This is a genomic window from Streptomyces sp. NPDC050732, assembly GCF_040654255.1.
Taxonomy (GTDB): Bacteria; Actinomycetota; Actinomycetes; order Streptomycetales; family Streptomycetaceae; genus Streptomyces.
The window spans coordinates 1-21,044 of the sequence record NZ_JBFAHP010000068.1 but is presented as its reverse complement, the minus strand read 5'-3'; the positions used below and the strand labels follow the sequence as shown (position 1 = coordinate 21,044).

The window sequence follows — 21,044 nt, the reverse complement described above, 5'->3', positions numbered from 1 at the left end:
CGACTTCACCGAACCCAGCCACAACGGCCGACCCTCACCACGACCCTGCCCATACGTGGCGAGCAACGCCTGCGCCTCGATCGGATCACCCAACGCCGTCCCCGTACCGTGACCCTCCACCACATCAACATCCACCGACGACAAACCACCACTCGCCAACGCCTGACGAATCACCCGCTCCTGCGACGGACCATTCGGCGCCGTCAAACCATTGCTCGCACCATCCTGATTCACCGCCGAACCCCGCACCACACCCAACACCCGACGCCCATGACGACGCGCATCCGACAACCGCTCCAGCAACAACACACCCACACCCTCGGAGAATCCGACTCCGTCGGCCCCGGCGGCGTAGGGCTTGCAGCGGCCGTCGGGTGAGAGGCCGCGCTGGCGTGAGAAGCCCGCGAACATGTCCGGGTCGGCCATGACGGTCACGCCGCCCGCCAGGGCGAGGTCGCATTCGCCGTGCCGGAGTGCCTGTGTCGCCAGGTGGATGGAGACGAGGGACGAGGAGCACGCGGTATCGACCGTCACCGCCGGGCCTTCGAGGCCCAGGGTGTAGGCGACGCGGCCGGAGGCCATGCTGCCGGTGCTCGCCAGGTAGGAGTAGCCCTCCAACTGGGCATCTGCCGTGGGGAAGGACTTGGCGTAGTCGTGGTACATGAGGCCCACGTATGTGCCGGTGGGGCTGCCCTTGAGCGTCGTCGGGTCGATGCCCGCACGCTCGAACACCTCCCACGACGCCTCCAGCAGCAGCCGCTGCTGCGGATCCATCGCCAGCGCCTCCCGCGGATTGATCCCGAAGAACGCGGCGTCGAAGTCACCCGCGTCGGGAAGGAATCCGCCCTGGTCGGTGTAGCTGGTGCCGGGGTGGTCCGGGTCGGGGTGGAAGAGGCGTTCCAGGTCCCAGCCGCGGTCGGTGGGGAAGGCGCCCATCGCGTCCTTGCGCGCGTCGAGCAGGTCCCACAGGTCGTCGGGGGACGCGACGCCGCCGGGGAACCGGCACGTCATGGCGACGATGGCGATCGGGTCGTCGGTGTCGATCCCGGCACCGGTGTCGGCTGCGGCTTCGGCGTGGGCGGCTGACGGCGGCGTCGTGGTCGCCGAGGTGCCCGCCAGGCGGTCCACCAGGTGGGTGGCGAGGGCCTGCGGGGTGGGGTGGTCGAAGATCAGCGTGGCGGGCAGCCGCACGTCGCAGGCGGCCGACAGGCGGTTGCGCAGCTCCACCGCTGTCAGTGAGTCGAAGCCCAGGTCCTTGAAGGCGACGTCGACGCTCACCCGGGCGGCGGAGCCGTGGCCGAGTACGGCCGCGACGTACTCGCGTACGACGTCGGTGAGGAGCCGCAGGCGGCCGTCCGCGTCGAGGCCGGCCAGGCGGGTCGCGAGCGCGCCGTCAGTGAGGCCTTCGGAGGCCACGCGCCGCCGTGTGGCGGGGGCCGTGAGCGTGCGCAGGAGCGGGGACAGGCCGTCGGTCACGGCGCGCGGGTCGAGGTCGGCCGCGACCACGTAGGGCCGGTCGTGGGCGCGGGCGGCGTCGAGCAGGGCCAGGCCGCCCTCGTCGGTCAGCGCGGCGAACCCGGTGCGCTTCATGCGTGCCAGGTCGGTCTCGCTCAGCTGCCCGGTCATGCCGCTGGTCGCCTGCCACAGGCCCCAGGCGATCGAGAGGCCCGCGAGCCCCTGGGCGCGGCGGTGCTGGACGAGGGCGTCGCAATAGGCGTTGGCCGCCGCGTAGTTGGCCTGCCCGGGGCTGCCGAGCGAGGCGGCCGCCGAGGAGAACACCACGAAGAAGTCGAGGGGTGACTCCCTGGTCGCCTCGTGCAGGTGGCGTGCCGCCGTCGCCTTGGTCGCCCACACCCGCGCGAGGCTCTCGGGAGTCTGTGCGGTGATCACGGCGTCGTCCAGGACCCCGGCCGCGTGGATGACGCCGGTAAGCGGGTGTGCCGGGTCGACCGACGCGAGCAGCGCGGCGACCGCTTCCGCGTCGCCGACGTCGGCCGCGGCGATCTCGACCGTGGCGCCCAATTCGCCCAGGCGGGCGCGGAGTTCGGCGCTGCCCGGCGCCTGGTCGCCGCGTCGGCTCGCCAGCAGCAGGTGTCGTACGCCCCACTCCGTGACCAGGTGTTCGGCCACCAGCCGGCCGAGTACGCCGGTGCCGCCGGTGATGAGAACCGTACCGTTGCGGTGGAGTTCTTCGGACGGGCGCGGGCCGGCCGTCCGCTCGCCCGGCAGCGTCGAGTTCGTGGCGCGGACCAGCCGCGGAACGCGTATCTCGCCGCCGTGCAGCGCCAGTTGGGGCTCGTCCGGGAGTGCCGCCTCCTTGGCCGCGGCGAGCGTGTCGTCGGGGCCGAGGTCGATCAGCGCGAAGCGGCCGGGGTTCTCCGACTGGGCGCTGCGGACCAGACCCCACACGGCTGCGGCGGCCACATCGACATCCGCATCCGCATCCGCATCCGCAGTGCTGTCGATGGTCACGGCGCCTCGCGTCACCAGGACCAGGCGGGAGTCGTGCAGGGGTGAGGCGAGCCAGGTCTGTACGAGGTCGAGGACGTGGGTGGCGAGTGCCAGGCCGTCGTCGGTGCGGTCGGGTTCGACGGGGGCGGCGACCAGCCGCGGCGCCGGAGCGCCGGCCTCCACGGACGCGAGCAGTTCGGCGAGGCTCGCCGCGTCCTCGCCGAGTGTCACCCACCCGTCGGAGGTGGCCCCGGCCGGCCCCACCGCGTTCTCCGGTGCGCTCTCCAGTGCGCTCTCCGGTGCGGTCCACTCCAGGTCGAACAGTCCGTGCCGGTCGCGGGTCGCGGCCGCGGCGAGGCGGCCGGTGTCGGTCGGGCGCGAGCGCAGGTCGCGGACGGTGAGCACGGGCGCGCCCACGGCGTCGGCCACGGCGATGCGCAGCCCTTGGTCGATCCGCTCGCCGAGCGGGGTGAGGCGCACCCGGACCGTGGTGGCCCGTACGGCGTGCAGCGCCACGTCGTTCCAGGCGAACGGCAGCCAGACCTGTTCGGCGTCGGTGGGGGGCAGCAGCAGTGCGGCGGGTTGCAGGACGGCGTCGAGGAGGGCCGGGTGGATGCCGAAGCCGTCCGGGTCGCCGGCCTCCTTGGGCAGCGTCACCTCCGCGAGGACGTCCTTGCCGTGGCGCCACAGTGCCCGTACGCCACGGAAGGCGGGGCCGTAGCCGTATCCGGTGCGGTCGGCCTGTGCGTAGAGGTCCTCGGCGGGCACCGGTTCGGCGCCGGCCGGGGGCCATGCGCCGTCCAGGGTGTCGGCGGCGGCGACCCTCGCTTGGGAGGCACCGTCCTTCGGGCCGCCGGGGCCGCCGGGGTTGCCGTCCGTCGGGGTGGGGGCGAGCACGCCGGTGGCGTGGCAGGTCCAGGGGTGTGTCGACGCGAAGGCGTCGTCGTCATCGGGGCGGGAGAACAGCCGGACGTCGCGTCGCCCGTGTGCGTCGGCCGCTTCCACGACGACCTGGATGCGCAGGCCGCCGGTGTCGGGCAGGACGAGCGGTGTCTGGAGCGTCAGTTCCTCCAGGGCGGCGCAGCCCGCGTCGTCGGCGGCCCGCAGCACCCACTCCACCTGCGCCGCGCCGGGCACCAGGGCCTGGCCCGCGACGACGTGGTCGTCAAGCCAGGCGGCGGACTGCCGGGACACGCGGCCGCTCAGCAGGTGTACGTCCCCGCTCGCGAGGCCGACGGAGGCGCCGAGCAGCGGGTGCCCCGAGGCGGCGAGGCCGAGCCCGGCGGGGTCGCCGGACCGCCCGGCTGCGGGGGCCGGCCAGAAGTCCTGGCGCTGGAAGGCATAGGTGGGCAGGTCGACGGTGCGGGGGGCGGGGTCGACCGGGAACCAGCGCCGCCAGTCGACGTCCGCGCCCGCGGCGAAGGCGAGGGCCGCGGCGCGGGCGAGCTGGGTGGTGTCGCCGTGGTCGCGGCGCAGGGTCGGCACGACCGTGGCGGGCACGGCCGCCCGTTCGATGAGGCCTTCCAGCGCGAGGTTGAGCACGGGGTGGGGGCTCACCTCGATGAAAAGGCGGTACCCGTCCGACAGGAGCGCGTCGACCGTGTCGGCGAAACGTACCGTCCGGCGTACGTTCCGCACCCAGTACGCGGTGTCGAGGGCGGTGGTGTCGGTGAGGTGCCCGGCGGTGACGGTGGAGTAGAACGCGACGTCGGTGGCGGCGGGCCGGATGCCGGCCAGGCCCTCCGTGAGCTGATCCAGGATCGCGTCCAGCTGCGGCCCGTGGCCCGCGACGTCGGAGGCGACGGCCCTGGCGCGCAGCCCGCGCTCCTGGGCGTCGGCGACGACGGCGGCGATGCCCTCGGGCGGGCCCGAGATGACGGTGGACGACGGCCCGTTGACGGCCGCGACGACCACGCCCGGGTGTCCGTCGATCAGGGCGGCGGCCTGCTCCTGGTCCATGCCCAGGGACGCCATGCCGCCGCGTCCGGACAGCTGCCGCAGCAGAACACTGCGTACGGCCACGATGCGTGCCGCCTCCTCCAGGGAGATGGCGCCCACGACGCACGCCGCGGCTATCTCGCCCTGCGAGTGGCCGACGACGGCGGCGGGCCGGATTCCCTGGTCCGTCCAGACCGCGGCGAGCGCGACCATGACGGCCCACAGCACGGGCTGTACGACGTCGATCCGGGCCAGCTCCGCCCCGTCCCCGCGCAGCACGTCGGTCAGGGACCAGTCGACGTACGCGGAGAGGGCCTGCTCGCACTCGGCGATCCGGGCGGCGAACACCGGGGACTCGTCGAGGAGCCGGGACCCCATGCCCACCCACTGGCCGCCCTGCCCGGGGAACACCATGACCGGCCCGGGGCCCGTGGGGCCGACCGCCCCGGAGACCACGTCCGGCGACGCCTCGCCTGCCGCCAGCGACCGCAGTCCGTCGAGGAGCGCGTCGCGGTCGTCCCCGACGACGACGGCCCGGTTCTCGAACACCGACCGTGTCGTGGCGAGCGACCACCCCACCTCCGCGGGCGACGCCGGGCGCCGGTCGTCGTCGCTCACGTGCTCGGCGAGCCGTGCGGCCTGGGCCCGCAGCGCCTCCTCGCCCCGGGCGGAAAGGACCCACGGGACGACGGTGCCCGAGGTCGGTTCCGGTGTCACGGCTGTCGGCTCGGGGGTCTCGGGCGCCTCTTCGGCGGGCGCCTCCTCCAGGATCACGTGGGCGTTCGTCCCCGACATGCCGAAGGCGGACACGCCCGCGCGGCGCAGGCGCTCCCCGCGGGCCCACGGGACCGGTTCGGTGAGGAGCCGGACGGAGCCCGAGGACCAGTCGACGTGCGGGGTGGGCTCGTCGACGTACAGGGTGGCGGGGAGCAGTTCGCGCTGCAGCGCCATCACCATCTTGATGACGCCCGCGACGCCCGCGGCGCCCTGCGGGTGCCCGATGTTCGACTTGACGGAGCCCAGCCACAGCGGCCGGTCCTCGTCCCGGTCGCGGCCGTAGGTGGCGAGCAGGGCACCGGCCTCGATGGGGTCGCCGAGCTTCGTGCCGGTGCCGTGTGCCTCGACCGCGTCGACCTCGGCGGCGCCGAGGCCCGCGTTGGCGAGGGCGGCGCGGATGACGCGTTCCTGGGAGGGGCCGTTGGGGGCGGTGAGGCCGTTGCTCGCGCCGTCCTGGTTGACGGCCGAGCCGCGGATGACCGCGAGGACCTTGTGGCCGTTGCGGCGCGCGTCGGAGAGACGCTCAAGGAGGAGCAGTCCCGCGCCCTCCGAGAAGCCCGTGCCGTCGGCCGAGGCCGCGAACGCCTTGGAGCGGCCGTCGGGGGACAGCGCGCCCTGGCGGGAGAACTCGGTGAACGCGCCGGGCGTCGACATCACGGTGACACCGCCGGCCAGCGCGAGATCGCACTCGCCCTGCCGCAGTGCCTGGGCCGCCAGGTGCATGGAGACCAGCGAGGAGGAGCACGCCGTGTCGACGCTGACCGACGGGCCCTCCAGACCGAGAGTGAAGGAGATGCGGCCGGACAGGACGCTCAGCGCGCTGCCGGTCAGGAGGTGGCCCTCCACCGTCTTGTCGGGCTGCGCGCCGCCGAACCCGAGCACGCCCGCGCCGATGTAGACGCCGGTGGCGCTCAGCTTCAGCGATGCCGGGTCGATGCCGGCCCGCTCCAGGAGCTGCCAGGCCGTCTCCATGAGCACCCGCTGCTGCGGGTCCATGGCCAGGGCCTCGCGCGGGCTGATCCCGAAGAACGACGCGTCGAAGGCGGGGGCGTCGTACAGGAAGCCGCCGCGCCGCACGTAGCTGGTGCCGGGGTGGTCGGGGTCCGGGTGGTAGAGGCTCTCCAGGTCCCACCCGCGGTTGGTGGGGAAGTCGTCGATGGCGTCGCCGCCCTCGGCGACCAGGTCCCACAGGGCCTCGGGCGTGCGGGTGTCGCCGGGGAAGCGGCACGCCATGGAGACGATGGCGATGGGCTCCTGGGCCCGCTCCTCCACCTCGCGCAGACGCCGGCGGGCCTGGCCGAGGTCCACCGTGACCCGCTTCAGGTACTGACGCAATTTGGCTTCGGTACTCGTGGGACCCGCAGCGGACTCTCCCGTACCGGACACACCCGTACCGGACACACCCGTACTGGTCACAGCAGTACTCGACTCTTCAGCACTCGGCATCGAACGTCACTTCTCCATCAGCGAAGGGCACGCGGGCACGGGGGACGAGGGGGGGAGGCAGGGGGTTGAGGACGGGGGGTCACAGCTCTCGGTCGATGAACGCGAACATCTCGTCGTCGGACACGTCGTCCAGCGCGTCCAGGTCCGCCGCCTCCGCCGGGGGTCCTGCGGCGGCTCCGTTCAGCTTCGACAGCAGGGTGTTGAGGCGCCTGGTGACCCGGCCGCGCGCGTCGTCGTCGAGGGCGAGGGCGTCCAGGGAGGACTCGATCCTGCCGAGTTCGTTCAGGACGGGGTCCGCGGCGTCCTTGAGGGGCGGCGGCGCGCCGTCGGGCGACAGGCGCTCCAGGAGGTGGTCGACGAGGGTGTTCGACTCGGGGTAGTCGAAGACGAGCGCCGCGGGCAGCTTCAGGCCGGTGGCTGCGGCCAGCCGGTTGCGCAGTTCCACGGCGGTCAGGGAGTCGAAGCCGAGCTCCTTGAACGACGTGTCGGGGCGGACGGCGTCGTGGTCGCTGTGCCCGAGGACGCCGGCGACGTTGCCGCGCACGAGGTCGAGGAGCAGCCGGCGCCGTTCGGGGTGCGGCAGGCCGGCGAGCCGGTCGGTGAGACCGTCCGCCGGGGCGGCGGCACCGGCGGCCGCGGTGCGCCGGGCGGTGCGGGTGCCCGGGGCCGTACCGGCGGCCAGGGCGCGCAGGAGCGCGGGCCGGGACGCGACCGGCTGCGCGGCGACGACGCGCGCGTCGAGGTCCACCGCGACCACGTGCGGGCGGCCGTGGGCGCGGGCGGCGTCGAGGAGGGCCAGACCGCCGTCGGTGGTCAGCGGCGTGAACCCGGTGCGCTTCATGCGGGCCAGGTCCGTCTCGCCGAGGTGTCCGGTCATGCCGCTCGCCGTCTGCCACAGACCCCAGCCGATCGAGAGTCCGGCCAGGCCATCGGCACGCCGTTGCCGGACGAGGGCGTCGCAATAGGCGTTGGCCGCCGCATAGTTGGCCTGCCCCGGGCTGCCGAGTGTCGCCGCCGCCGAGGAGAACACCACGAAGAGACCAAGGCGCAGCTCCCGGGTCGCCTCGTGCAGAAGGCGCGCGGCCCTCGCCTTCGCCGCCCAGACCCGCGCGAGGCTCTCCGGGGTCTGCGCGGTGACCACGGCGTCGTCCAGCACACCGGCCGCGTGGATCACACCGGTCAGCGGGTGCGCCGGATCCGTCTTGCCGACGAGCTCGGCCACGGCGTCCGGATCACCGACATCAGCCGCGGCGAAGGTCACCTCGGCCCCCAACCCACCCAGTTTCTCGGCGAGTTCACTGCTCCCGGGCGCCTCGGAACCGCGCCTCCCGACCAGCAGCAGGTGTCGTACTCCCCACTCCCTCACCAGATGCTCGGCCACCGCGGCGGCGAGGACCCCGGTCCCGCCGGTGATGAGCACCGTGCCGTCCGGATCGAGGGCGGGCGGGATCTCCAGGACGAGCTTGCCGGTGTGCTTCGCCTGGCTCATGAACCGGAACGCCTCACGCGCCCGCCCCAGCGGCCACGTCTTGACGGGCAGCGGCGCCAGGACACCGGAGGCGAACAACTCCCCCATCTCAGCGAGCATTTCGCCGATCCGGTCGGGTCCCGCGTGCGGTACGAGGTCGAACGCCCGGTACCACGCGCCCGCGTGGTCGGCCGCGACCCGGTCGGGGTCGCGCTTGTCGGTCTTGCCCATGTCCACCATGCGTCCGCCCTCGGCGAGCAGACGCAGCGAGGCGTTGGTGAACTCCCCGGCCAGGCTGTTGAGTACGACGTCCATGCCGCGCCCGCCCGTGGCCTCCCGCAGGGTTTCCTCGAAGTCGAGGTCGCGGGAGGAGGCGCGATGGGCGGCGTCGATGCCCATGCCGTCGAGCACGCCGTGCTTGGCGGGGCTCGCGGTGGCGTACACCTCGGCGCCCAGGTGCCGGGCGATCTGGGTGGCGGCCATGCCCACCCCGCCGGTGCCCGCGTGGATGAGCAGCGATTCGCCCGCCCGGAGGCGGCCGAGGTCCACGAGGCCGTACCAGGCCGTCAGGAACACCACGGGCACCGCCGCGGCCTCCTGGAGGGTCCAGCCCTCCGGCACCGGCACGACCATCCGGGCGTCCGCGACCGCCAGCGGCGCGAACGCGCCCTCGAACAGGCCCATCACACGGTCGCCGACCGACAGATGCGTGACCCCGGGGCCCACCTCCGTCACATGTCCGGCGCCCTCGCTGCCCGCGAACGTGCCCTTGTCGGGATACATGCCCAACGCGATCAGCACGTCACGGAAGTTCATGCCCGCCGCCCGCACGGAGATCCGCACCTGCCCTGGCTCCAGCGGCGCGAGCGCCTCGGGGGCGTCGATCACCGACAGGTTCTCCAGGGTGGCCGTGCCCGAGGTGCCGAGGCGCCAGCCGGACGTGCCGACCGGCGGGACGAGCTCCTCGGGTGCGGCGGCGGGCGTCATGCGCGGTACGAAAACCTTCCCGCCGCGGAGGGCGAGTTGAGCCTCGTCGAGCTCCTCGACGGCGTGGCGCAGGACGGCGTACGGCAGTTCCCCGCCGTCCGGGCGAAGGTGGTCCTCGTCGATGTCGAGCAGGACGAAGCGACCCGGGTTCTCGGACTGGGCGCTGCGGACCAGACCCCACACGGCTGCCGCTGACGCGGACCCGGACCCGGAGCCGGAGCCGGACGCCGCGGCGTCGCCCTCGGCGTCGGTGGCCACGGCGCCGTGCGTCACGACGACGAGACGTGACTCGGCCAGCTCGGGGGTGGCCAGGAACTCCTGTACGAGTGAGAGGGTCCGCCGCACCACCGGCAGACCGTCAATGTCATCGGTCTCGACCTCGACCTCGACCTGGTCCTCGGCATGGGCACAACCACCCACTGGAGCGAGCACCGCCCACGGCGCTCCGCCACCCGCCGCCGTCACGGACGACACCGCGTCAGCCAGACCGAACCCGTCCGAGAGCGCGACCCAGTCACCGCTCTCCCCCGCAGCCGTCCGCGACAGCGGAAGCGGAGTCCAGTCGACGGTGTAGAGGCCGTCGACACCGCCACCGGCCGCAGCCGCCAGCTGGCCGGGATCGGCCGCGCGCAGGGTCAGGGCGTCGACCGCCAGGACGGGCGCACCGGTCCCGTCGGCGATGACGACCCGCAGGTCACGCTCGGCCGCCTCCCCCTGCGGGGAGAGCCGGACACGGACGTGGGTCGCCCGGTCCGCGTTCAGCGACACCCCGCTCCATGCGAACGGCAGCCACATCTGCCCGTCCGCGGGCCGGTCGATGAGCATCAGCGGGTGCAGGGCGGCATCCAGCAGCGCCGGGTGGATGCCGAAACCGTCGTGCGCACCCGCCTGTTCGGGCAGCACCACCTCGGCGAACAGCTCCGTCCCGTGCCGCCACAGTGCCCGCAGCCCCTGGAACGCCGGCCCGTACGCGTATCCGGCCTCCGTGGCCCGTGCGTAAAAGCCCTCCACGTCGACGGCCTCGGCACCGGCCGGGGGCCACTGCCCGCTCAACTCGGCCGCTGGCTCCGGACTTTCGGGGCTCACCACACCGACGCCATGGCACAGCCACGCTTCCGAGGCATCCTGCTCAGACCTCGAATACACATGTACGTCGCGACGACCGCTCTCACCATCGGCCGCACCCACGACCACCTGAACCTGCACCCCACCCGACTCCGGCAGCACCAACGGCGCCTGGAGCGTCAACTCCTCCAGCGAGGAACAGCCCGCCTCATCACCGGCCCGCAACACCCACTCCACCAACGCCGCACCCGGCACCAGAACCGTCCCCGCCACCACATGTTCGGCCAGCCAGGAGGGAGCCTTGCGCGAGAGCCGCCCGGTGAACAAGTACGAGTCGCTCTCCGCGAGTTCCACGCAGGCACCGAGCAGCGGGTGTCCGGCGGCCACCATGCCGAGGTCGGCGGCGTCCCCGGTGAGCCCGCTCGGCTCCTCCAGCCAGTAGTGCTGGTGCTGGAAGGCGTAGGTGGGCAGGTCGATGGTGCGGGGGGCGGGGTCGGCCGGGAACCAGCGCCGCCAGTCGATGTCGGCGCCGGCGGTGAAGGCGAGGGCGGCGGCGCGGGTCAGCTGGGTGATGTCGCCGTGATCACGGCGCAGAGTGGGGACCACGGTGGCGGGGATGTCCGCCTGCTCGATGGTCTCCTCCATGCCCAGACCCAGCACCGGGTGGGCACTGGCCTCGATGAACAACCGATAGCCATCAGCGAGCAGCGCCTCGATGGTGTCGGCGAAGCGGACCGGTTGGCGGAGGTTGGTGACCCAGTACTCCGTGTCGAGGGCGGTCGTGTCCGTCAGGCGCTCGGCGGTCACCGTCGAATAGAAGGCGACGTCGGTGGTCGTCGGCTGGATATCGCCGAGCCGGTCGGTGAGGAGATCGTGGAGCTGGTCGATCTGGGGCCCGTGGGAGGCATACCCGACATCGATGACGCGGGCCCTGAGCCCTCGGGCCTCCGCATCGGCGACCACGGCGGCCACATCTTCCGGCGGCCCCGAAATGACCGTCGAGGAAAGCCCGTTGACGGCCGCGACAACCACGCCCGGCCGCTCGTCGCCGATGAGTTCAGCGGCCAGCTCGGCCCCGGCGCTGAGGGACGCCATGTCACCCTGCCCCATCAGCTGGCGGAGCGCGTCGCTGCGTACCGCCACGATCCGCGCCGCATCCTCCAACGACAACGCACCTGCCACACACGCGGCAGCCATCTCGCCCTGTGAATGCCCGATCACGGCGGCCGGGGTGATGCCGTAGTCGGCCCACACGGCGGCGAGTGAGACCATGACCGCCCACAGCACGGGCTGCACGACCTCGACCCGGGCAAGCTCCGCCCCGTCCCCGCGCAGCGCATCCGTCAGCGACCAGTCCACATGCGCCGACAGCGCAGCCTCACACTCGCCGATCCGCGCCGCGAACACGGGCGACTCGTCCAGCAGTTGGGCACCCATGCCCACCCACTGCGACCCCTGCCCCGGAAACACCAACACCGGCCCCGCACCGGTGGAAGTCGCCGCACCGGACACGATGTCCGAGGACGGCTCCCCCGTGGCCAGTGCCTGCGCACCGGCAACCAGGTCGTCCCGGTCCCGGCCCACCACCACGGCCCGGTGCTCGAACACCGACCGGGTCGTGGTCAGCGACCAGCCCACCTCGGTCGCCGACACCTCCGCGTCCCTGCTCCCCACGAATTCTGCGAGTCGACGGGCCTGTTCACGCAGTGCGTCCGGCGTCCGCCCGGAGACCACCCACGGCACCACCCCACCCGGCTCCGCAACCACGGGAGCGGGCACGGGGGCCTCCTCCGGCGCCTCCTCCAGGATCAGATGCGCGTTCGTCCCCGAGATGCCGAAGGACGACACCCCGGCGCGCCGTGTGCGCTCGCCGCGCGACCACGGGACCGGTTCGGTGAGGAGGCGTACGCCTCCGCCGTCCCATTCCACGTGCGGGCTCGGCTCCTCGGCGTGCAGGGTCGTGGGCAGTTGCTCGTGGTGCATCGCCATGACCATCTTGATGACGCCCGCGACGCCGGCGGCGGCCTGCGTGTGACCGATGTTGGATTTGACCGAGCCGAGCCAGAGCGGGCGGTCCTCCGAGCGCCCTTGACCGTACGTGGCGAGCAGGGCCTGCGCCTCGATGGGGTCGCCGAGCGTGGTGCCGGTGCCGTGGGCCTCCACCACGTCGATGTCCTCGGGGGCGCGGCCCGCGCCGGCCAGGGCGGCGCGGATGACCCGTTCCTGTGAGGGGCCGTTCGGGGCGGTCATGCCGTTGCTCGCGCCGTCCTGGTTCACGGCCGAGCCGCGCAGCAGGGCGAGGACGCGGTGGCCCTTGCGGCGGGCGTCGGAGAGGCGCTCCAGGACGACGAGTCCGGCTCCCTCGCCCCAGCCGGTGCCGTCCGCCGTGGCGGCGAACGGCTTGCAGCGTCCGTCGGGGGCCAGGCCGCGCTGGCGGGAGAACTCCACGAAGGTGTTCGGGGTGGCCATCACGGTCACGCCCCCGGCGAGGGCCAGCTCGCACTCGCCCTGCCGCAGTGCCTGCGACGCCAGGTGCATCGCGACCAGCGAGGAGGAGCACGCGGTGTCCACCGTGATGGCGGGGCCTTCGAGGCCGAAGGTGTACGCGACCCGGCCGGAGGCCACGCTCGGGGTGCTGCCGGTCATGATGCGGCCCTCGAAGCCGTCCGGTTTGCGCGCGAGGAAGCGGGAGCCGTAGTCGTCGTACATGATCCCGGTGATGACGCCGCACGGGGTGCCGCGCAGGGTGGCGGGGTCGATGCCCGCGTGTTCGAACGCCTGCCAGGCGGTTTCGAGGAGCAGGCGCTGCTGCGGGTCGGTGGCGGCGGCCTCGCGCGGGCTGATGCCGAAGAAGCCCGCGTCGAAGCGTGCGGCGTCGTAGAGGAAGCCGCCTTCGCGGGTGTAGCTGTGGCCGACCTGGTCGGGGTCGGGATCGAACAGTCCGGCCGTGTCCCAGCCGCGGTCCTCGGGGAACGGGCCGATGGCGTCGGTGCCGGTGGCCACGAGCTGCCACAGCTGCTCGGGCGAGGTCACGCCGCCCGGGTAGCGGCACGCCATGCCGACGATGGCGATCGGGTCGTCGTCGACGGCGGTGGCTGTCGGGCCGGTGCGCTCCGCCAGGGCTCCTGGGGCGTTCGGGGAAGTGTGCTGCGTCTCGTCGGGGAGGTGGCTGTGGAGATGGCGTACGAGGGCGGTGGGGCTCGGGTGGTCGAAGACGAGGGTGGCGGGCAGCCGGATGCCGGTGGCCGTGGAGAGGCGGTTGCGGAGTTCCAGGGCGGTGAGCGAGTCGAAGCCCAGCTCCTGGAAGGCGCGGCCCAGTTCGATGGAGTCGGGTGAGGGGTGCGCCAGTACGGTCGCGATCTGCTCGCGGATGAGTTCGTTCAGTGCCCGGTCCCGGTCGGCGGCGGACAGCCGGGCGAGCCGGGCGGTCCACGAGGAGGGCGCGGTCTCCCCGGCGCTGGACGCGGCGGATGCGGCGGACGACGCGGTGGGTCGCGGAGTGCGTACCAGTCCGCGCAGGGCGGGCTGCAATGTGCGGGCGGTGGCCTGGCCGCGCAGCACGGCGCGGTCGAAGCGGGTGGCGAGGACCGTGGGGTGCGGGGCGGTCAGGGCCGCGTCGAAGAGGGCCAGGGCCTGCTCGTCGGTCAGGCCCGTCACCCCGGTGCGGTGGATGCGGGCACGGTCGGTGTCGCCGAGCCGGGCGGCCATGCCGCCGGACGCGGACTCCCACAGGCCCCAGGCCACGGAGGTGGCGGCGAGGCCCGCCGCGCGGCGGTGTTCGGCGAGGGTGTTGAGGAAGGTGTTGGCGGCCGCGTAGTTGGACTGGCCGCCGTTGCCGAGGACGGAGGCGCCCGAGGAGAAGAGGACGAAGGCCGCGAGGTCCTTGTCGCGGGTGAGTTCGTGCAGGTGCCAGGCCGCGTCGACCTTGGGTGCGAGGACGGCGTCGAGCCGCTCGGGGGTCATCGCGGTGATGAGGCTGTCGTCGATGACGCCCGCGGTGTGCACGACCGCGGTGAGCGGGTGCGCGGCGGGGATGCCCGCCAGGAGCCCGGCCAGCGCGTCGGGGTCGGTGATGTCGCAGGCCGCGACGCGTACGTCGACGCCGTCGCCCGCGAGGTCTGCGCGCAGCTCGGCGATGCCCTCGGCGGCCTCGCCCCGGCGGCTGGCGAGGAGCAGGTGGCGGGCGCCGTGCGCGGCGGCGAGGTGACGGGCGACGGCCTGCCCGAGACCACCGGTTCCGCCGGTGATCAGGACGGTGCCCGCGGGGTAACCAGGGCCAGCGGTGCCCTCTCGGGTGGTGAGGGGAAGCGCGGTGGTGTCGGTCCGGCTGCCGGTCCGGGGCGGCACCACGGCGAGGCGCGGCACGAGGAGGGTGCCCGCGCGCAGGGCGAGCTGTGTCTCGGCGTGGGCGTCCGCCGCGGCCAGGGCGGCGGGCAGGGCGTGCCGTGATGCGACGCCCTGGTCGGAACCCTGGGCTGTGCCCTGGTCGAGGTGCCGGTCAGTGCCCTCGCCGGTGTCCCGGTCGAGGTCCAGCAGGAGGATGCGGTCGGGCTGTTCGGCCTGGGCGGCGCGGACCAGGCCCCAGACGGGTGCGGTGGCCAGGTCGGCGGGACCGTCGTCGGGGCGGGCGGTGACCGCGCCGGTGGTGAGGACGACGAGGCGGGCGGCGGCGAGGGCGTCCGCGGTGAGCCAGTCGCGCACCAGCTCCAAGGCGCGCTGGGCGTGGGCTCGTACCTGCGTGGGGACGTCGGTCTCCGTCCCCTGCGCGGGGAACGGCGCGAAGACGATGTCCGGCACGGGGTCGCCGGCGTCGACGGCGGCTTTCAGAGCGGCCAGGTCGGGGTGGTGGGCGGCGGCGGGGGCGAGGCCCGCGTCGTCGGCTCCGAGCACGGCCCAGGATGGGGTGAGCGGGGCCGTCGCTGCCGTGTCGGGCAACGGCAGCTCGTGCCAGTCCAGGTGGTACAGGGGGGCGGTGGTGGTGGGGCGGGCCGCGCGCCACCGGTCGGCGGGGATGAGCCGTAGTTGGAGGGTGTCGACTGTCGCGACCGGTACGCCTTCGCTGTCGGTCAGGGACAACCGCAGCTGGTCGTCGCCGCGGGCGCTGAGGCGGACCCGCAGCCGTGTGGCTCCGGTGGCGTGGTGGCGTATGTCGCTGAAGGAGAACGGCAGCCGTACCGGGGCGTCCGCGTCACCGCCACCACCCTGCCCCGACTCCTCCTGCCCCTGCCCCTGCCCCTGCTCCCGCCCCTCACTGCCGCGGTACAGCTCGTCGACGGCGTGCAGGGCGGCGTCGAGCAGGGCCGGGTGGAGGGCGAACGCGTCGGCTTCGGCGCGCTGTTCGTCGGCGAGGCGGACCTCGGCCCAGAGGTCGTCGCCGTGCCGCCAGGCGGCGTGGACGGCCCGGAAGGCGGGACCGTAGCTGTAGCCCTGCGCGTCGAGCCGGGCGTACAGCGCGTCGACGTCGAGGGCGGTGGCGTCGGCGGGCGGCCAGGGAGCGGTGTCGGGGGCGGTCGGTGCGGCGGCCGGGCCCGCGCTGAGGAAGCCGGTGGCATGCCGGCGCCAGCCGCGGGAGGCCCCGTCTTCGCCCAGGTCATCCGGACCCAGTGCACCGTGTGCGTCGCCGTCGTCGACTGCGTCCCCGGCAGGACGGGAGTGGACGGTGAGAGTACGACGGCCGGAACCGTCGGGGACACCGAGGGCGAGCTGTACTTCAATGGCATCGAGTACGGGTTCGACGCCCGCACCCGTGCCGACGCCCGCACCCGTCCCGACACCCGCACCGGTGTCGTCGAGCAGCAGCGGCGCCTCCAGCGTCAGGTCGTCGATCGTGTCGCAGTCGGCGTGCCGCCCGGCGAGCAGGGCGAGTTCGACGAAGGCGGTGGCGGGCAGCGGTACGCCGCCCGCGATGGTGTGGTCGGCGAGCCACGGATGCGTACTCAGGGACAGGCGTCCGGCGAGCAGGAGGCCGCCGTCGGCCTGCCGGATGACGGCGGGCAGCAGCGGGTGTCCGGTCTCCTGGAGGCCGGCGGCGCGGGCCGGTGCGGCGGCGTCGGGCGTGGCGCGCCAGTACCGTCGGCGCTGGAACCGGTAGGTGGGAAGCGGCAGTTGCTCGGCGTCGGCGGGGAAGAGGGCGGTGAAGTCGGCCGGCTGCCCGTCGGCGTGGAGTGCGGCGACGGCGCCCAGCAGGGTGCGTCCCTCGTCGTGTCCGGAGCGCAGCGCCGCGGCGACGACCGGCTCGGCCCGCTCGCCCTCCGCCGGGGCCGGGAGGCCGTCCTGGACCATGGTGGCGAGGACCGGGTCGGGCCCCAGCTCCAGGTAGCGCACGACTCCTTGCTCGCCGAGTGTGCGCAGCCCGTCGTGGAACCGCACCGGCCTGCGTACGTGCCGTACCCAGTACTCGGCGTCGGCCATCAGCTCCGCGTCGGCGAGGCGGCCGGTGAGGTTGGAGACGACGGGCAGCGTCGGCGCGTGGAAGGTCAGCGCGCGGGCCACGTCACGGAAGTCGTCGAGCATCGGTTCGATGAGCGGTGAGTGGAAGGCGTGGCTGACGTTGAGACGCTTGGTCTTCAGCCCGCGCCCGCGCAGGGCCTTCTCCACGTCCCCGACGGCGGCGGCCTCGCCGGACACGACGACGGCGGTGGGGCCGTTGACGGTGGCGAGGGAGAGACGTTCCTCCTGCCCGGCGAGCAGCGGCAGTACGTCGTCCTCGGCCGCCTGGACGGCGAGCATGGCGCCGCCCGCGGGCAGGGCCTGCATGAGGCGGCCCCGGGCCGCGACCAGTGTGCAGGCGTCCGGCAGGGAGAGCACCCCGGCGGCGTGCGCGGCGGTGATCTCGCCGACGGAGTGCCCGGTCAGGTGGCTGGGGGTGATCCCGAAGGCGGTGACCTGGCGGTACAGGGCGACTTCGAGGGCGAACAGCGCGGCCTGCGTCATGCCGGTCCCGTGCAGTGCGGCGGCCTGCGCGGTGTCGGCGGGGGCGAACAGGACGGATTGCAGGGGCTGTTCGAGCAGGGGGTCGAGGTGGGCGCAGGTCTCGTCCAGCGACTCGGCGAAGACGTCGAAGGTGTCGTACAACTGCTGTCCCATGCCGGGGCGTTGGCTTCCCTGGCCGGTGAACAGGAAGGCGGTGCCGCCGGCCCGTGCCGGACCCGCGGCGCGCGTCAGGGCGGGGTGTGCGCGTCCCGCCGCGAGCGCGGCCAACGCCGCGACACGCTCCTCACGGTCGGCCCCGAGCACGACTGCCCGGTGCTCGAACAGGGTGCGACGCAGCAGTGTGGCGCCGACGTCGACGACGGAGGGGTCCGGGTGGGCGGCGGGGGTGCCCGCGTGCGCGGCCTGCCCGGCGGCAGCGCTCGCGTCGGCCGCGGGGACACGCGCGTCGGCTGCGGAACCGCCCGTGGACGCGGCGCAGGCGCCCGCGTCGGTGGAGGAACCGTCCGCGCCGGTGGAGGAACCGTCCGCGCCGGTGGAGGAACCGCTTGCGTCGGCCGCGACATGGCCGGCCAGCGCATCGGCCTGCGCGCGGAGCGCGGCGGGGCTGCGGGCGGACAGCAGCCAGGGCAGGTGCGGCGACGGCAGCGGTGACCGCTGACCTCGCTCTTCACGGGGGCCCGTGGCGCCGGCCCGCACCACCGGTCGCGGCCCTCCCCCGTCGCCGGCCGCTTCTTCGGCGTCGGTCGGGGGCGCCTCTTCCAGGATGAGGTGGGCGTTCGTGCCGGAGATGCCGAAGGAGGAGATGCCGGCCCTGCGGGTGCGCTCCCCGCGCGGCCAGGCGACCGGCGCGTCGAGCAGGCGTACCGCGCCGGACTCCCAGTCGGCGTGCGGGGTGGGCTCGTCGGCGTACAGCGTGGTGGGCAGCGTCTGGTGCCGCAGCGCCTGGACCATCTTGATCAGGCCGGCGGCACCGGCCGCGCCCTGCGTGTGGCCGATGTTGGACTTCACCGAGCCGAGCCACAGCGGCCGGCCCCCGTGCCGTTCCCGCCCGTAGGTGGCGAGGAGCGCGTCGGCCTCGATGGGGTCGCCGAGCCGGGTGCCGGTGCCGTGCGCCTCGACCGCGTCCACCTCCGCGGGCGAGAGTCGCGCCCCGGCGAGGGCGGCACGGATCACGCGCTGCTGGGCGGGGCCGTTGGGGGCGGTGAGGCCGTTGCTGGCGCCGTCCTGGTTGACGGCGGAGCCGCGGATGACGGCGAGCACGCGGTGGCCGGCCCGGCGGGCGTCGGAGAGGCGTTCCAGTACGAGGAGTCCGGCGCCCTCGGAGAAGGCCGTGCCGTCCGCGGCGGCCGCGAAGGGCTTGCACCGGCCGTCGGCGGCCAGGCCGCGCTGGCGCGAGAACTCGGTGAACACGTACGGGGTGGTCATGACGGTGACGCCGCCCGCGAGCGCCAGATCGCACTCGCGCTGCCGCAGCGCGTGGGCCGCCAGGTGCACGGCGACGAGCGACGACGAGCAGGCGGTGTCGATCGTCACCGCGGGCCCTTCGAGGCCGAAGGTGTAGGCGAGCCGGCCCGAGAGGACGCTCGGGGCGCTGCCGGTGACCAGGTGGCCCTCGGCGGCCGGGTCGATGTGCGGGGTGCCGAAGCCGGGCAGGGCGGCGCCCGCGTACACGCCGGTACGGCTGCCCTGCAGGGACCGCGGGTCGATGCCCGCGCGCTCCAGCGCCTCCCAGGCGCACTCCAGGAGCAGCCGCTGCTGCGGGTCGAGGACGGCGGCTTCGCGGGGGCTGATCCCGAAGAACTCCGGGTCGAACAGGTCCGCGTCGTGGAGGAAGCCGCCCTCGCGGGCGTAGGTCGTCCCCGGGTGGTCGGGGTCGGGGTGGAAGAGCCGTCGCAGGTCCCAGCCGCGGTTGTCGGGGAAGGCGCCCAGGGCGTTGCCGCCCGCGGAGACCAGGTCCCACAGGTCTTCGGGGGTGCGGATGCCGCCGGGGTAGCGGCAGGCGGCCTCCACCACGGCCACGGGTTCCTGGCCGCGCTCCTCCGCCTCGCGCAGCCGCTGCCGGGTGGCGTGCAGGTCCGCGGAGACACGCTTGAGGTAGTCGACCAGTTTCTCTTCGCTCACCATGTGCGCTCCAGCTCCCCGCCGGTGATCGCGAGGTGTGCGGCCGGCACGCGGCTCACACCCCGAGTTCGTTGTCGATGAAGTCCAGTACCTGCTCGGCGGTGGCCGTCTCCAGCTGGTCCACGGCGCCGTCGCCGTCACCACCGCTGCCCGCACCGTCCGCCGCGGCCTCCGCGGCGCCCGCCGTCGCCGTGCAGCGGGCGAGCAGCGCCTCCAGGCGGGCCGCGACGGCCGCCCGGTCCAGGCCGCGCGTGACGGCGGCGGACAGGGTGTGCTCGACCCGGGCCACCTCCAGCAGGACCTGGGCGGTCACGTCACCGCCCGCACCGCTCACACCGTCCGTCCCGTACGGGTCGCTCACACCGCCCGTGGCCCGCGCGCCCTCCGGGGCGAGCCGTTCGGCCAGGTGGGCGGCGAGAACGCGGGCCTGCGGGTAGTCGAAGACGAGGGCGGCTGGCAGCTTCAGGCCGGTCGCGGCGGCGATCCGGTTGCGCAGTTCGACGGCGGTCAGGGAGTCGAAGCCGAGTTCCTTGAACGGCGTGTCCACCTGCACCGCGCCCGCGTCGGCGTGCCCGAGCACCCCTGCCGCTTGGGTGCGCACCAGCTCGGTGAGGAGCTCAAGGCGTGCATCCTCGGTGAGGCCGGCGAGCCTGCCGGACCAGTCCGTCGCCCCGCCGGCCGACGCCGCCGTGGGGCGGGCGGCGGCGGGTGCTCCCGTGGCCGCCAGAGTGCGCAGGACGGCGGGGACCGGGGCGTCGGACGCGGCCGGGACGCGGGCGTCCAGGTCCAGGGCGAGCAGGTCGGGGCGCCCGTGGGCGCGTGCCGCCGCCAGCAGGGCGCAGCCGCGTGCCGCACTGGTCGGCCTGATGCCGTACCGGTCGATGCGCGCCCGGTCGGCCGCGGACAACGTCCCGGTCAGGCCGCTGGTGGCCTCCCACAGTCCCCACGCCACGGACAGGCCGGCGAGGCCCCGCGCGCGTCGGAGTGCGGCCACCGCGTCGCAATAGGCGTTGGCCGCGGCGTAGTTGGCCTGGCCGGGGGTGCCCATGGTGGAGGCGAAGGAGGAGAACATCACGAACAGCCCCAGCCTCGACTCCCGCGTCGCCTCGTGCAGTTGCTGCGCGGCGGCGGCCTTCGCCGCCCATACCCGGGCGAGGCTTTCGGGGGTCTGCGAGCCGATCAGGGCGTTGTCGAGGACGCCGGCGGCGTGCACGACGCCGGTCAGCGGATGCGCCGGGTCAATCCTCGCGATCAGTGCCGCGACCGCGCCGGGCGCGCTCACGTCGGCGGCGACGAAGGTGGCTTCGGCCCCCGACTCCGCTATACGGGACGCCAGTTCGTCGGCGCCGTCGGCGTGGGCCCCGCTGCGGCTGACGATGAGCAGGTGCTTGCTCTCCCCGGTACGTGCCAGGTGTTCGGCCACGGCGGCGCCGATGGTGCCGGTGCCCCCGGTGATCAGGACGGTGCCGTCGGGGTCGAGCGGTGCGGGCACGTCGAGCACCAGCTTGCCGGTGTGCCGCGCCTGACTCATGTGCCGGAACGCCTCTCGCGCCCGCCCCAGCGGCCATGCGGTGACCGGCAGCGGTACCAGCGATCCGGCGGCGAAGAGCTCGCCGAGCCGGTCGAGCAGCCGGCCGAGCCGCTCGGGCCCGGCGTCGGCGACCAGGTCGAAGGCTGCGTACGACACGCCGGGGTGCTCCAGCGCGACCAGCTCGGGGTCGCGCGGATCGCTCTTGCCCATCTCCACGAACCGCCCGCCGTCGCCGAGCAACCGCAGGGAGGCGTCGATGAACTCGCCAGTGAGGCTGTTGAGTACGACGTCCATGCCGCGCCCGCCGGTGGCCTGACGGAAGGTCTC

At 74.2% G+C, this 21,044-nt stretch carries 3 protein-coding genes; all 3 read right to left on the bottom strand.

Annotation, left to right across the window (positions count from 1 at the left end):
* A partial coding sequence (locus AB0H82_RS36110) for a type I polyketide synthase (protein WP_362999778.1) occupies positions 1–6,501 on the bottom strand: 6,501 nt, incomplete at its 3' end.
* A gap of 190 nt (positions 6,502–6,691) precedes the next feature.
* Positions 6,692–19,189: an SDR family NAD(P)-dependent oxidoreductase gene (locus AB0H82_RS36105; RefSeq protein WP_362999777.1), complete on the bottom strand. Its 12,498-nt coding sequence runs from the start codon at positions 19,187–19,189 to the stop codon at positions 6,692–6,694.
* A 52-nt stretch (positions 19,190–19,241) separates the two neighbouring features.
* Positions 19,242–21,044 (bottom strand): SDR family NAD(P)-dependent oxidoreductase (locus AB0H82_RS36100; protein WP_362999776.1); only part of this gene is annotated, 1,803 nt, incomplete at its 5' end.

Excerpts from the sequence above, each read along its gene's own strand:
- AB0H82_RS36105 (WP_362999777.1), bottom strand. The coding sequence starts at position 19,189 with ATGGTGAGCGAAGAGAAACTGGTCGACTACCTCAAGCGTGTCTCCGCG.